The 14,812-nt window shown below is 35.0% G+C and carries 13 protein-coding genes; 5 read left to right on the top strand and 8 right to left on the bottom strand.

Annotated elements, in window-relative coordinates; all coding sequences use genetic code 11:
• Positions 1–47 precede the first annotated feature (47 nt).
• The gene (locus AM499_RS16310) at positions 48–1,601 is read left to right on the top strand and encodes a bifunctional metallophosphatase/5'-nucleotidase (RefSeq protein WP_053591192.1); all 1,554 of its coding nucleotides are present in this window, start codon (positions 48–50) and stop codon (positions 1,599–1,601) included.
• A gap of 687 nt (positions 1,602–2,288) precedes the next feature.
• Here the strand turns inward: AM499_RS16310 and AM499_RS16305 are convergent.
• The 3 genes from AM499_RS16305 to AM499_RS16295 form a co-directional block, all read right to left on the bottom strand.
• Complete coding sequence (locus AM499_RS16305; RefSeq protein ID WP_053591191.1) at positions 2,289–3,563, bottom strand: cation:dicarboxylate symporter family transporter; 1,275 nt, start codon at positions 3,561–3,563, stop codon at positions 2,289–2,291.
• Between the two features lie 108 nt (positions 3,564–3,671).
• A complete protein-coding gene (locus AM499_RS16300; protein ID WP_053591190.1) occupies positions 3,672–4,559 on the bottom strand; it encodes a response regulator in 888 nt (295 codons plus the stop codon).
• Between the two features lie 2 nt (positions 4,560–4,561).
• Positions 4,562–5,842, bottom strand: coding sequence for a sensor histidine kinase (locus AM499_RS16295; protein ID WP_053591189.1), 1,281 nt, complete (start codon positions 5,840–5,842; stop codon positions 4,562–4,564).
• 201 nt (positions 5,843–6,043) lie between these two features.
• On the opposite strand from AM499_RS16295, the gene pgeF reads away from it, so the two are divergent.
• On the top strand, positions 6,044–6,799 hold the full coding sequence (gene pgeF, locus AM499_RS16290; RefSeq protein WP_053591188.1) for a peptidoglycan editing factor PgeF: 756 nt from the start codon (positions 6,044–6,046) through the stop codon (positions 6,797–6,799).
• 37 nt (positions 6,800–6,836) lie between these two features.
• Here the strand turns inward: pgeF and splB are convergent, their stop codons facing one another.
• Both splB and AM499_RS16280 read right to left on the bottom strand, forming a co-directional pair.
• Complete coding sequence (gene splB, locus AM499_RS16285) at positions 6,837–7,865, bottom strand: spore photoproduct lyase (protein WP_053591187.1); 1,029 nt, start codon at positions 7,863–7,865, stop codon at positions 6,837–6,839.
• Positions 7,866–7,878: 13 nt separating this feature from the next.
• The gene (locus tag AM499_RS16280) at positions 7,879–8,103 is read right to left on the bottom strand and encodes a transcriptional regulator SplA domain-containing protein (RefSeq protein ID WP_053591186.1); all 225 of its coding nucleotides are present in this window, start codon (positions 8,101–8,103) and stop codon (positions 7,879–7,881) included.
• A 360-nt stretch (positions 8,104–8,463) separates the two neighbouring features.
• Between AM499_RS16280 and AM499_RS16275 the strand changes: the two genes are divergently transcribed.
• Positions 8,464–9,654: a M14 family metallopeptidase gene (locus AM499_RS16275; protein ID WP_053591185.1), complete on the top strand. Its 1,191-nt coding sequence runs from the start codon at positions 8,464–8,466 to the stop codon at positions 9,652–9,654.
• A gap of 97 nt (positions 9,655–9,751) precedes the next feature.
• Positions 9,752–11,167: a LysM peptidoglycan-binding domain-containing protein gene (locus tag AM499_RS16270; RefSeq protein ID WP_053591184.1), complete on the top strand. Its 1,416-nt coding sequence runs from the start codon at positions 9,752–9,754 to the stop codon at positions 11,165–11,167.
• Between the two features lie 101 nt (positions 11,168–11,268).
• On the opposite strand, the gene AM499_RS16265 is transcribed toward AM499_RS16270, so the two are convergent.
• Entirely contained in the window at positions 11,269–11,853 is a 585-nt protein-coding gene (locus tag AM499_RS16265; protein WP_053591183.1) for an NAD(P)H-dependent oxidoreductase, read from the bottom strand.
• A gap of 119 nt (positions 11,854–11,972) precedes the next feature.
• Between AM499_RS16265 and AM499_RS16260 the strand changes: the two genes are divergently transcribed.
• Positions 11,973–12,401 (top strand): MarR family winged helix-turn-helix transcriptional regulator, encoded by a 429-nt coding sequence (locus tag AM499_RS16260; protein WP_053591182.1) that lies wholly within the window; start codon positions 11,973–11,975, stop codon positions 12,399–12,401.
• 74 nt (positions 12,402–12,475) lie between these two features.
• On the opposite strand, the gene AM499_RS16255 is transcribed toward AM499_RS16260, so the two are convergent.
• Together AM499_RS16255 and AM499_RS16250 are read right to left on the bottom strand one after the other, a co-directional pair.
• Entirely contained in the window at positions 12,476–13,258 is a 783-nt protein-coding gene (locus AM499_RS16255; protein ID WP_053591181.1) for a nucleotidyltransferase domain-containing protein, read from the bottom strand.
• Between the two features lie 384 nt (positions 13,259–13,642).
• Entirely contained in the window at positions 13,643–14,635 is a 993-nt protein-coding gene (locus tag AM499_RS16250; RefSeq protein WP_053591180.1) for a VanW family protein, read from the bottom strand.
• Positions 14,636–14,812 lie beyond the last annotated feature (177 nt).

Raw genomic sequence — 14,812 nt, 5'->3', positions numbered from 1 at the left:
TATAATCTAATGTATATACTTACCATAAGAGAGTGGAGAAATGATAGTTGAAAAAGATAACGATCTTGCAAACTAGTGATATACATGGAAGCATTTTTCCGATTAATTATGTAAATAACGAACAAGCTAATATTGGCTTAGGGAAATTAGCTACGATAATAAAACAGGAGCGACAATTAAACGAGCAATTAATTTTGATCGATAATGGTGATTTAATTCAAGGAACTCCGCTAACATATTACTATATTCAATTTTTAAAGGATGAAAAAAATCCCATGATCAGCATTTTAAATGAACTGTCCTATGATGCTGCCGTTATTGGAAATCATGAGTTTAATTATGGGTTGGATATATTAAATCAGGCGGTTGAAGAATCCCAGTTTCCTTGGCTATCTGCTAATATCTTAGACACAAATACGGGGAAGCCTTATTTTGGCTGTCCTTATATCATCAAAGAAATTGAATCTGTAAAAATAGCTATTCTAGGTGTCACAACTCATTACATCCCAAATTGGGAAAACGAGCACAATATAACTGGTTTGGATTTTAAGGATTGTCTCCAAGAAACAAAAAAATGGGTTACATATATTAGTGAAAAAGAGCATCCTGACGTATTAATTGTTTCTTACCATGGAGGATTTGAACGAGATCTGGAGACTGGAGAACCAACAGAAAACTTAACGGGAGAAAATCAGGGATATGCCATATGTAAGGAAATTAGTGAAATAGACGTCCTCCTAACAGGGCATCAGCATCGCTCTTTAACTGGCAATTTAAATGGTGTAGAAACTGTTCAGCCGTCTAATAACGGGCAAATGATAAGTAAAGTTACTCTAACGCTAAATAATCAGAACGAGATTATAAATAAATCCTCTGAATTATTAGTAGTAGATAATGTTGAAGCAGATGAAGAGGTTTTAAAAAAGGCTTCTCGTTTTGAAGAAGAAACTCAACATTGGCTGGATCAACCAATCGGCAAAGTAGAAGGCGATATGTTAATCAAGGATCCATTTCTTATTAGAACAAGTGACAATCCTCTAATAGAATTTATTAATAAAGTACAAATGGAAACAGCTGGGGTAGAAATCTCTAATACTTCTCTTTTTAGCAATTCGTCTCCTGGCTTTGAACCAGATGTAACGATGCGCGACATCATTTCTAATTACAAGTATCCAAATACATTAAAGGTGCTTCGATTGTCCGGGCAAGATATAAAAGATGCATTAGAACAAAGCGCACGTTATTTTGTTTTGAATCGAGAAGGAATGCTTGAAGTAAATCCTAATTACATACAACCAAAACCACAGCATTATAATTATGATATGTGGGAAGGCATAGAGTATATTTTAGATATTCGTAACCCAGTTGGAAACAGAGTAACTACATTGAATTACAAAGGTGCTCTTTTAAACCTTCAGCATGAATATGATGTCGTGATGAATAATTATCGTGCTGGTGGCGGTGGAGACTATTTGATGTTTAAGGGCAAAGACATTGTGAAAGATATTCCGATAGACATGTCGGAAATCCTTGCTAACTATATACTGGAGCGAAAAACGATAAAGGCAACAGTTAACCGTAATTGGAAAGTTATCTGGTAGTAATACTAAAAAGCTGGTTCGTCCATCAATTGCTTATCTGCTAGAAGGCTGTAAAAATAAGAGGCTGTTCAATAAGTTCCTAAAATAGAAGCGAGACGAATGCCTGCTACTTTCAATATGATGAGTAGGGATTAGATCTTGTAAGTTGAAAATCACCATACTTTGATGATTGTTATATGGTTTGAACATGGGTAGGAATTGTCATTTTAGAATTTATAGTAGTAATCATTGGATTGCACATAAAAAATCGCCGTTTCTTTTTGTTGGTTTGGTCACTTACATTATAAGAAATTTGGCGGTTTTTTTGTATACTATCCCGTTTTATTATATTGTTGATTGAATGAAGTAATGGATTTTCGTTTCAGGCGGTGACTCCTGCGGGAAGCGAGACAGTCCGAGACCCCGCACGTAGCGTTAGAGAGGAAGGAAGGCTAAGGCCGCCTCTTCAAATGGAAGGCAATCTAAGTTCGCCGCGTTCTGCGACAACGATTGCATGACCCACATCCCTGTGGGCCTCAACGCCTTCATGACCAACATCATGTTGGCCTGAGGAGGCTCGGCACTCGCCCGCGGAAAGCATCCGTCTGGAACCGAAATCTATCGCACTTTTTAATAAAAGCTATGAAGAAAGAGGCTACCCTTAAAAGTCATTTTTTATGACTTTAAGGACAGCCCCTCTTATTTTTATTATGCTAGTTCTTCCAAAGAAGCATAGTATTTTTCTTCTTTTTCTTTATCGAAACGACCTTCCCATTTAGCCATAACGACTGTAGCCAATGCATTACCTACTACATTTACTACTGTGCGAGCCATATCTAGAAGACGGTCAATACCAGCGATAAACGCAAGTCCTTCTAGTGGGATTCCTACAGTTCCTAGAGTAGCCAATAGTACGACGAAGGAAACTCCTGGTACTCCAGCGATTCCTTTAGATGTTACCATTAATACTAAAACGAGTGTAATTTGTTGCATAATACTCAAATCAATTCCATACATCTGTGCAATAAAAATTGCCGCAATCGCTTGGTATAACGTGGAGCCGTCTAAGTTGAAAGAATATCCTGTTGGTATTACAAAGGAAACAATATCCTTTGGTGATCCAAACTTCTCCATTTTCTCCATTACTTTCGGCAAAACAGTTTCGGAGCTAGATGTAGAATAAGCTAAAAGCAATTCGTCTTTTAATACTTTAATTAGATGGAAGATATTGATACCAACTAACTTTGCAATACCACCTAGTACAACAACAATGAAGAATAGCATAGAAGCGTAAACTAGTATCATTAACTTTCCGAGTGGCAATAAAGATTCCAATCCAAATTTAGAAACAGTAACACCTATTAACGCAAATACACCAAATGGTGCAAATTTCATAATCAAATTAGTTACCCAGAACATAGCATCTGCAGTTCCTTGGAAAAAGGCAAGGACTGGTTTCCCTCTTTCCCCAATAGCAGCTACTCCTAAACCGAATAAGACTGAAAAGAATATAATGGCAAGCATATTACCATCTGACATAGATTGAACGATATTACTTGGCACAGCATTTACAATTACATCAGCAAATCCATGACTTTGCACTTCTTCACTCGTTTGTACATACTGATCGATATTACCTTTAGATAAAGTTGACATATCAACACCAACACCTGGTTTAAAGATATTAGCTGCCAATAAGCCTACAACTATTGCGATAGTCGTAACTATTTCAAAGTATATTATTGTTTTTCCACCGAGCTTACCTAGTTGTTTAATATCACCTGTTCCAGCAACGCCTAGGATCAACGTAGAAACAATAATCGGTACAACAATCATTTTAATCATATTAATAAAAATAGTACCAATTGGTTGTAAATATTTTTCTACAGCAGGATTACCAAAAAAGATGGCTCCCACAACTATACCTAATATTAATCCGACTAAAATTTGATATGCCAGAGTAAATTTAAACTTTTTCTTCATGAATCCGTCACCCCTTTTATATTGAAAACGCTTTCTCTCGTTCGGAGTAGCTTTTAGAATATATTAAAGGCAACTTACAAAATCCGACGTAATCCGACAAAACAAAATTTATTTCTTTTGATTGTATTTATCCTTTGTTTCTAAATAGAGCACTTGAAGAAATTTTTTAATATTAACTTTTACTCTTGTTGCTACATCAGTTTCTTCATTCATATGTCTCATTTGATTTCTAATTTCTTGAAACTCAAAAAAACGAGGAGCATAATATTCAAAGTTGGGGTTCGTATAATCGATTAAACCCATAGAAGCTAAATTATTCATAGCAGATAGGATCGTTCTACGAATACGCTGCTCGATTGCTCTACTCTCCTTTTTTATATCTGCCGGATGTGTTTTGGAAGCAACAATTTCGTATAGGTCCTTCAATGGTGGTAATTGAACAGATAGTTCCTCTCGCTCCATTAAATATTCTATTATCGAAACAATATCATCACTTCCTGTTTCTCCAATTACCCCTATATCATTTAACATAGACAATACAATTTCTTTTACATTTTGCTGTCTCTTTATCGGTTTGCCTGGAGCAATATTTTCTAATGATTGTCGAATTGCTAGAAGTGAATCTTTTAGTTTAAATTGTTCCGCTGTCTTTTTTAAAATACTTTGTACTTCCACACGATTAATAGGCTTATGTATAAAAAATTCTACTCCTTTTTCATACGCTTCCCCTACCATTTCTTTGTTTACTATTTGGGAAATCATAATAAATTGACCCTGAAATCCTTCCTTTCTCAACTGTTCGATTGTTTCAATACCGTCCAACTCTGGCATTAATAAGTCTATTAGCACAACATCTGGATGCATGGATAGAATAGTTGAGAGGCTACTCGCTCCACTAACTGCCTCACCTATAACAATGCCAAGTTCATGATCAATTATTATATTTTTAAGCATAGTTCTACTAGCTTTATCATCATCTACAATAAAATAACGCAGTTTTATTCCACTCGCTTTCGTATGTTTTCCGTAGGGATATGAATTCGAAAAATGGTTCCAATTGGAGGTGATTCTATTTGAATGGTTCCATTCAACTGTTGAATAATTTCCCTTACATGAGACAGGCCAATACCTGTGGCAGCAACTCCCTGCTCATTATATTTAGTCGTATATCCAGGTTCGAAAATAATGGACTCGTCCTCTTTCAGAATACCCTTACCTGTATCTTTCATAACAAAACAAGTGAATTCAGATTCTTCAAACAGTGTAACCGTAATGTCACCCGAACCAACAATTGCTTCAACAGCATTGGCAGTCAGATTATTTAACACGGCCAATAGAGGAATTTGCTTATCTGTTTCAAAATCGACGGACATGGATAGTTGAAAAGAAATCTTTTTCTTTAATAGTTCACTGTATTTTTCATTTGCACTAATAACAAAGCCCATTACATCTGAAAGAAAGAGAGGTGTTTCTTTTTGTTGCTTCGTTATTTTAGTCAGCCCAGATAAAATCCTCTGAGAATCTTTTTTTACCTCATGAATTTCTTGTGCGATATGTAATGCCTGAATACTAAGGTCATGTAATTCTTTCTTTTTTAAACGCCTATATAAATCATGGCTTGAGGCAGTTATTTGCTCTATATGATTTAAGGATTTTTGTAAATAAAGGGTTTCTGCATATAGTTCGGAACCTACACCAAGCATTTCTTGCATTTGTTTTTTTTGCTCCGAAACTGTAATAGAACTATATAATCCAACAACAAAATAACTACGAAATAAAGCTACTCCACATATTAAAGCAAAATCCTTGAAACTTAATAAGTCTTGGTGCAATAACCCGTGTCTCAAAACATGCTCCGATACGTTTCCAATCACTTCTAACAAGGTTGCCCATGCTCCTAAAATAAGAGGAGAAGATTTATACTTTTCTATTTTGATCAAGTCTAATACCATCGCAAATACAAAGTAAAAGAAAAATGCAGGGAAGTTATTTTTCAAACTGATTACAACTTGAACGCCATCAAGCATCGATTCTTCCAACACACGAAAACACACTACTGTTATACCGGTAACCAAACCGGTTCGTAAATAGGACACTGGTGTCCAAATTAAAATAAGGAGAAAAAATGCAACACTCCCCAGTCCAAAACGAAATGCTTCTTCTTCAAAAGGCACTACCTTGACTTCACTTGCAAGTGTCGTCAGTATGGCCGTAAAAATTAATATAATTTTTTCGCTTCTATTAAATTTACTTAAAAAGAGGTTGCTTTTAGAAAACATTTCATTCACCTATAACCTATATATTTTATCTTCTATTAAAGATACATCATTTTTCTCTCACAATAAAATTCAACGTAGCAAGCTTAATTTAATTGGTGAAGATTTGCCATAAAAAAATACCTTGCTTGTCTCATATCTACTTTCAAGAAACTTTCCTATACATCAACAGTTCACTAATATATATTAAAACAAGGTGATTATATGAAAACATATTTAAACAATGCAAAATTTATTGCGGGAATAACCCTTAAGGATGAAAACAAACCTGAAAAAAACAACATGGCACTTCATGTATGTGAAAATCCTAATAATATATTGGAAAATCGTAAGCTGTTAGCTGCTTCCTTACATTGTGAGTTGGATGATTTTGTTTGTGCCAATCAAACACATAGCTCAAATTTCCATCGGGTTACACTTGATGATAAAGGACTTGGTTCTTATCAATCAGATACTGCCATTGCAGATACAGATGCATTATATACTTACGAGCCAAATTTGTTACTATGTAGCTTTACGGCCGATTGTGTGCCAGTGATTTTTTATAATGAAGTAAATGATCTTGTTGGAGTTGTTCATTCCGGTTGGCAAGGTACAGTCAAAGAAATTACTTTGCAACTTTTTAAGCATTTAAAACAAGCGGAACATTGTACAATGAGTGATTTCCAAGTCCAAATTGGTGCAGCATTGAGCCAGGATAAATTTGAAGTCGATAAAGATGTATATGTAAAATTTAAAGACCTTGGCTACGCGGATGATTTTATCTATTATAATAATCAAACGAACAAGTATCATATCGACAACCAGCTAACGGTGAAAAAGCAGTGTGAGCTTGCGGGGATTCCATCTGAAAACATTACTATTGATCCTACCTGTACATTTGTAAGCCCAGAAGGATTCTCCTATCGACAAGACAAAAAAAGTGGCAGACATTTGAGCTTTATAATGAGAAAAAAATAAGCACTTCACTTCGTAGTGATGTGCTTATTTTAATTATTTACGTAAAATATTCAAATTTAGCATTTGGGAAAAATTTCTCCATATAGCCATATAGATGTTCTTTTATATCTTCTTCTTCCTCTTTTTGATAGATGTATTTGCCTATTCCGTATTTCCCCCACTTGTATCTTCTCGAAGTTTCATCCAATTCCAGTTTAGTCATTGGATAGTTTTTTTCAATTACTTTTTTAGCTGGCATTGTAAATCGGTGTTGAATGAATTCAAACGTTATATCATCTCGTGCATCCATAGGTAATTCTGCATTTAGGCGTTCAAACATATGATAGTAGCCTTCCTCCCACCCTTCATGAAGGTAAATAGGAGCTACGATAAAGCCCAAAGGATAACCTGCTCTCGCTACTTTTCCAGCGGCTTCTATACGTTTCTCTAAAGGTGACGTACCTGGTTCAAAGTTTTTAATGACATAATCGGCATTTACACTAAATCGAAACCTTGTTTTTCCATTATGCTTGGCATCTAGTAAATGATCGACATGGTGAAATTTAGTCACAAATCTCAATCTACCTAATTCTGATTGACCAAAATGTTCAATGGCTCTTTTCAAAGAGTGTGTTAAGTGATCGATTCCTACAATATCGGAGGTACAGGATGCTTCAAATCTTGTGATTTCAGGCGCACGCTCATCTATATAACGATCCGCTGCTTCTAGAATCTCATCCACATTCACATATGTACGAATATATGGCTTACTTCCCATAGTAGTTTGCAAATAACAATAATGGCAATGCCCCATGCACCCTGTAGCAAAAGGTATAGCATATTCAGCAGAAGGCTTGGACGTATCAAACTTAAGTGTTTTTCGAATACCAACGACTAGGGTCGACTTTGCAATACGGTATCTTTGAAAATCATTGTCCCCAGGTAAATTTCGTACCTGGTTATGGGAAGTCGTATAACGAATTTCTGTCCCCAGCTTTTCAAATTTTTCTTTTAGTTCTTGGCCAAGTGGATATTCCAATGCATTCGGTTCAAAATATACTAGCTGTGGTGTAAATGGTATTCTCATGTCCTATCTCCCTTTAATGAAAATACTGGCGATACGCTTGTTCAGCATCTGTTTCATTTGCATAAATGGCCATTTCAGTAGTTAAAGGGTAATATGTTTCATAAAGAAAAAGCGCTAATTCTTCCGGGTTTTCCGGGTTGTTTACAACAGCCGCTTCTTGTATATTCGCTACGTCCTGTATATGTGGATTTCGGTAAAATATATAGACAATATCACCAGCATTATAATCGTAATGCATATGTCATCACCTTCCTCGTATCTTTTTTTTAGCTTGGCTAAAGAAGAGGAGATTATTTACTAATTGTTAATAAAAAAACATTAAGCTCGTCGGAAAAAATGCCAGCCTCATTCGGCGTGCCGCATATTGTAAAAAATATTGGTAGCAGCAAAGCCGTTGTTTTAATATCCGTCTATTCAGATACCGAGCTTAACGACATGTTCTAAATTTATCTATAAAAGCAATCTTGACTCATTCACAGTCATTATTGCTTTTTTTACTTCCTTTCGTTCTAATTCCCGTAAAGTATTAAAATCATAATACTCTCTTCCATTTCATATTCTTATATAATGTGAAATTTTAATGAAGGGAAGATACGAAATGGACGTATATGTTAGAGGCGGGGATTCAATTTGGTATTTTAGCCAATTATTTAAGATTCCCCTACAGCTTATTAACGATTCTAATAGAAACATTAACCCCCAAATACTCTCGATAGGTCAACGTATACAAATTCCGGGATACGTTGTTACCAACTATCAAATCAGGCCTGGAGACTCCATCTGGTCCATTGCCCAAAACCGAAACCTTCCGCTCGATGCAATTCTACTTGTTAATCCTGGACTTAGTACAAATCGTCTCCAAATCGGGCAGACCATAAGCGTTCCTCTTAGAGTTACTTGGAGACTTGTAAACGGTAAGCAAAATTATGACTACGATACAATGAGAAACGATATAAGACGATTACAGACTGTATACCCATTCCTGCAAGTTTCTTCTATTGGAAAGACTGTATTAGATCGGGAAATACCTGAGGTTTTAATAGGAAATGGGGATAAAAGAGTTCACTTCAATGGTTCATTTCATGCTAATGAATGGATTACTACTCCCATCACTATGACATTTTTAAATGATTATTTGCTATCCTTAACAAACCAAAATACGATTCGAGGTATTGAAACATCCCCTTTATATACACAAACCACATTATCCATCGTGCCGATGGTGAACCCGGATGGTGTAAACTTGGTCATAAATGGACCTCCTACAAATGAGCCATGGAGTAGTAGAGTGATTGAATGGAATAATGGCAGTTCGGACTTTTCTGGATGGAAAGCAAATATACGTGGAGTAGATCTGAACGATCAATTTCCTGCTAAGTGGGATTTGGAAAGAGCACGCAATCCAAAAACTCCGGGACCACGCGATTATGGTGGGGAAAGTCCATTGTCCGAACCAGAGGCTATTGCAATGGCAGACCTAACAAGAAGAAGGGATTTTGCAAGAGTACTTGCTTTCCATACACAAGGGGAAGTTATTTATTGGGGATTTGAAGACCTCGAGCCTCCTGAAACGGAAGTTCTTGCTATGGAATTTAGTAGAGTCAGTGGTTATGAGCCTATACAAACAATTGAAAGCTATGCAGGTTATAAAGACTGGTTTATTCAGGATTGGCGAAGACCTGGTTTTACTATCGAGCTTGGAACAGGAACAAATCCGCTACCCCTTACTCAGTTTGACGAAATCTATGAAGAGTCATTGGGGATTTTTCTGTCAGCTTTATATTTATAATTACACACTCTAGTTTCATTAAACGGCTTTGTAAAAATACACTTTTTATTAATCATTACATATGATGCATTAATGAAATCGTTTAGGGGGAGTCTTTATAATTATTCATGTGGTAAGCGCAGGCGAAACGCTTTGGCAAATTGCAAACCGTTATGCTGTAAATATGAATTCGATTGTACGTGTAAATGGGTTACCAAACCCAAATCAATTAATCATTGGACAGTCGTTAGTTATTCCTATACCTGGTACAACTCATATCATTAAATATGGGGAAACATTATGGTCGATCGCACAGCAATATGGAGTTACTATTCAATTGATTATACAAGCAAACAATCTAACAAATCCAAACGCTCTGTACCCAGGTGGAAAACTAATTATTCCACCTATAATACACATAGTGCAGCCGGGAGAGACGTTAGGGCAAATTGCGAACCGGCACGGTACTACAATTCAAGCAATTATTATTGAAAACAAAATAGAAAACCCGAATTTGATATATGCTGGAATGCGCTTAGTTATTCCCAGACCAAAGCCGACTATAGAAGTAAATGCCTATTCGTACCAATCAAACGAAGATGCTATCAATTCACTGAATGAGGTTGGTCCTCTCCTCACTTATTTTAGTCCCTTTGCTTATATGATTAAGGAAGATGGAACATTACAAATGATGAATGATCAGGCTATGGTCGATTCAGCAATTTCTAAAAATATAGTTCCCATGATGTCGATTACGAATTTCTCCTCAACAGAAGCTGGATCCAATTTAGCACATGTTATTTTGTCGAGTGCGGATTTACGAGAAAAGTTAATTACCAACGTTCTACAAGTAATGGATGCCAAAGAATATAAAGTACTAAACATTGACTTTGAGAATGTATTACCTGAAGATCGTGAGAATTATAACACTTTTCTTCAATTGGCTGTTGATCGGCTTCATCCGAAAGGATATTTGGTATCGACTGCTCTTGCACCAAAAACCAGTGCAACACAAGGTGGTTTATTATACGAAGCGCACGATTATGAGGCACATGGGAGGATTGCAGATTTTGTGGTCTTGATGACATATGAATGGGGATATCGATTAGGACCTCCACAAGCAATCTCTCCTATTAACCAAATGAGAAGAGTTGTAGAATATGCCCTATCTGTCATGCCTGCTGAAAAAATATTTTTAGGCTTTCAAATTTATGCCCGGGATTGGCTTCTCCCCCACGTTCAAGGTCAAGAAGCAGAAACATTTAGTCCTCAAGAGGCTATAAGAAGAGCTGTAAAATATGGTACAGTCATTCAATATGATACAACCGCACAGTCTCCATTTTTCCGCTATGTAGATGAGCAAGGCCGTCGTCATGAAGTATGGTTTGAAGATGCACGAAGCGCTCAAGCCAAGTTTGACTTGGCCAAACAACATAATCTACGCGGTATCAGTTACTGGGCTTTAGGTTATCCATACCCTCAAAACTGGACATTATTATATGATAATTTTACGATTAAAAAGGGATTATCCTAAAAACGTCCATTAGCGATAAAATTCGAAAAATAATATAGTGAAAATAGATGCCGATTTAAAAAGGAGCATCTATTTTTTTACTTAAGTAGTTTAAGTAGTCACTAATTTATTTTTCTGAAATACGAATAAATTTTCTCTAATTTTTTCGCATGATTGCCCTTTGGACTCTCCATATTACCAAATTCGAAAAATTTCACTTTTTTGATCCCCACAAAATTAAATAATGCTCTTTTCATCAAAATTTTATGACTATTGTTTAAGAGAAATAACGGATAATTCGTAGGACCTTTCATAGTGGAAATACAAACTACAGACTTTCCTTTCAAAAGTCCTTCTGGTAAAAGCCCTCCCTTCTCCTTATAAGCAAAATTCGAAGCAAATAATTGATCTATATATCCCATAAGCATTGCTGGTGGCCTTCCCCACCAAATTGGATAGATAAAAACAATCTTATCCGCCCACAGCAATTGTTTCCTATATTTTTCAAAGTTTGAATCGCTATGCATATCGCGTCTTCGTTTTGACTCATTGAATTCGAGGATTGGATTAAATCCTTCCTCATATAAATCTAATATTTGTATTTCACTTATAACAGGACTTTCACTACTTCCTTTTAATACTTTTTGCAAAAATGAATAGCTTAAACTTCTATGATTTGGATGTGTGTAAATAATTAGCATTTTCATTAAGCTCACCTCTTACTTATCATTTGATAAGTAAATAATAAACTCAATTATTTTAGTTGTCAAATGATAATTGTATTATGACAACATTTTTGCTATCTTTTTAATTAGAGGTGATAAATATGAACAAAAATAATCTTTTTCATAAATTTGTGGCGTTTACAACTTCAGTTCATCGCGTTACACACGAGTTAACAAAAAATGCAAAGTTAGATACAATCACACCCGTGCAATATAATATTCTTGAATATGTATATGTCAGTCAGCCTGTTACCCCAAGCGAAATTAGTGATTGTCAGTATATGTCAATGCCCAATACAAGTCGAGAGCTCAAAAAATTGAGTGAAAAAAATTTAATAGATAAATTTGGGGATATAGAGGATCGAAGAAAACAGTATATCCGACTCTCTAAAGAGGGCGAAACCATGATGAATTCTGCGTTTCAATTGATAGAGTCTGATTTTTTAAAAAGAATTAAAGATGCTTCTAAGGAAGATTTAGAGGAAATTGAAAAAGCCTTAGACATTCTTCACAAAAAAGTTTTTTATTAATATTTATATAAAAATAGTGCCAGGATATATTCTTATGTACCTGGCACGTAAACTAAATTCTACACGTTTTTTTATCACCAAACTTCTTTCAATGTATCTCTAAACAAATTATCTAATTTTAATGTAGGGTCCTCCACTTCAACTTTAATAGTTTTAATGTATGCTTCAAGACGTATCATTTCGCTGTCTAAAAATTCGTTAATTACTTTGATTTGTGGTTCTATATCTAATTCATCACCTATTATCTTTCTTTGTAAAAGATGTTCAATTTCATTTTTTAATTCACCAGCTGGAATCATACTTTGCAATAATTCATGAAAATCAATTGGGGGAACATTTTTGTATTCTTCAATCCACTTACAAGCTAATACAGGTCGAAGTACATAAAAATATTTTTTAATCTTTACTTCTGTTCCTTGTAAGTACTCTCGATAATTATTTTTTGCCATGTTTAAGTAGTGATGCAAACTAGGATTCGGATAGAACACTTCAGATTCTAACTTTCGCAACTTATCAATAAAGGAGTACATTTGATAATAAATTATATTACTTCTCATCCATTCTAATAATGGGGGATTACTTTTTCTAAAAAGACGCAATGCTTTTGTTATTTCCCAACCACTTATATCTAGTAAATCGTTAATTGGGACCTCTATTACGTCTCTCTTAGCACCAATTCCTTGTGGATCGATAGACAAATACCACTGTGGTTGATGAATATAAATAAAACGAACATCATAATCACTATCTTTGGAAGGAAAGCCCCAAGCTCTGCTACCGGATTCGACAGCATATAGAACCTTTACTTGAAACTTCTCTTCGATTTCTCTCAATTTATTTTGAATTATTTTATCCATTTATTCTCCACTCTCATATTTAGTATTAAGGTTAATGAACCCTTGTGTTGAACCAAGTACCGTTGCTAAATGAGTGACGATTTCCCAAATGGAATTTACCGTTTCATTGCTTTTCCATGGCATGATCAGCAGAAAGTCCATTTATTGAACTGTTTAGCGATACAAACTATTATTTTGATTATAACAGGCACTTAATTGACTTAATATAATATTTTTAGCATCCATTTTTCCTCCTATATTTAGGATCTATTTTTCTGCTCTAATAAATACAAAATACCCTCCTAGAATTTATCAATAAACTTACTAATACCTTATAAATCAGCAGACCAATAAAAGCACATCAACATTTAAAGTTGATGTGCTTTTATCTTTTTCTTTATAGACTTATTCTAGCATTTCTCTATATTCCTCCGAAGTTCTTACTTCTATTGTAAGGAAGTTACTTCCAAAGATTGCTTTTATTAAAAAAGGTGCTCCACTTGTATTTTGAAATCTGAAATCTAATGTACCATATGAAACAGTTGCATCTCTTCCTTTTGGGACGTATCCCACATCTAAAGAATGATGGTTTCTTTCCACATATGTTACCGACAATTGATCAACTACGTTAAAAAGAGTGGAGGACGTTTGGCAAACTCCTCCCCCTATTCCCATAACAAGTTTCTTATTAATAATTTCAGGTGCTGGTTGGTATCCATTTGCTTTGTCTCTCGGTCCTGTCAACTCATTAAACGAGAAATAATCTCCACTTCCAACAATCACATCATTAATGGCTCTTGCTGAAATTTCAATATTTTTGTTCCTGTTTACATCCGAGGCATCAAAATAAGTTGTATAAGAAGCAATTAATACATCATCTAAATGAGGAATATCTTTCACATCATAACTACTTTCTGTCACATACAAGGGGATTTTAACATCCTCGCCTGTACTAGATGCTTCTATAATCCTTTCTACCAATTCATCTTCTTTTAAAATAATTCTTGGGCTTCCTTTAATCACCTGACCGTTATCATCAATTTTATCAAGAACCATTCTCTTGTCATAACCAGCTTCCGTTTCTGTGCCTCTTGCCAACTCATAAGCTAATTTTTCAATTTCCTTTTTATAAGTTTCAAAATCATCTTCATAACCTAAATCTTTCGGTGACACAGTTTTAATTATTCTTGAAGTATTTGGATCCATGATATTTACAACTAATGGCTTTGTTTCCTGTTCCTCTACTTCGTTATTAGTGTTAGGCTCTTTTTGTTCTTCTTCCAGTTGTTGTTTCTGTTCAAGGTTATTTGTTTCTACTTCTTCGTTTACTGATTTATCTAGACAACCCGCCAGTCCTATTGAACATAAAATTATAAGCAACGCAATCCATCTATTCACATTATCGTACTCCTAGCTATAAGGTATTTCCCTTAGACATCTTATTCAAATAGGAACGATAATGTGTATAAACTGACCCCTATGATTTTCACTAAATTGATACTTTTAAAAACACCAATCCTTTGCTAATGTTATCAGTAAATTAAAAACTAATTTTAATCAGTAAGAAATTAAAGG

This window comes from Bacillus sp. FJAT-22090, assembly GCF_001278755.1.
Taxonomy (GTDB): Bacteria; Bacillota; Bacilli; order Bacillales_A; family Planococcaceae; genus Psychrobacillus.
The sequence above is the reverse complement of the archived record's forward strand: the minus strand, read 5'-3'. Positions and strand labels throughout refer to the sequence as shown.

Bases quoted from the DNA above. Each gene is read 5' to 3' on its own strand.
- AM499_RS16305 (WP_053591191.1), bottom strand. From the start codon at position 3,563: ATGAAGAAAAAGTTTAAATTTACTCTGGCATATCAAATTTTAGTCGGA.
- AM499_RS16295 (WP_053591189.1), bottom strand. From the start codon at position 5,842: ATGTTTTCTAAAAGCAACCTCTTTTTAAGTAAATTTAATAGAAGCGAA.
- pgeF (WP_053591188.1), top strand. From the start codon at position 6,044: ATGAAAACATATTTAAACAATGCAAAATTTATTGCGGGAATAACCCTT.
- splB (WP_053591187.1), bottom strand. From the start codon at position 7,865: ATGAGAATACCATTTACACCACAGCTAGTATATTTTGAACCGAATGCA.
- AM499_RS16280 (WP_053591186.1), bottom strand. From the start codon at position 8,103: ATGCATTACGATTATAATGCTGGTGATATTGTCTATATATTTTACCGA.
- AM499_RS16275 (WP_053591185.1), top strand. From the start codon at position 8,464: ATGGACGTATATGTTAGAGGCGGGGATTCAATTTGGTATTTTAGCCAA.
- AM499_RS16265 (WP_053591183.1), bottom strand. From the start codon at position 11,853: ATGAAAATGCTAATTATTTACACACATCCAAATCATAGAAGTTTAAGC.
- AM499_RS16260 (WP_053591182.1), top strand. From the start codon at position 11,973: ATGAACAAAAATAATCTTTTTCATAAATTTGTGGCGTTTACAACTTCA.
- AM499_RS16255 (WP_053591181.1), bottom strand. From the start codon at position 13,258: ATGGATAAAATAATTCAAAATAAATTGAGAGAAATCGAAGAGAAGTTT.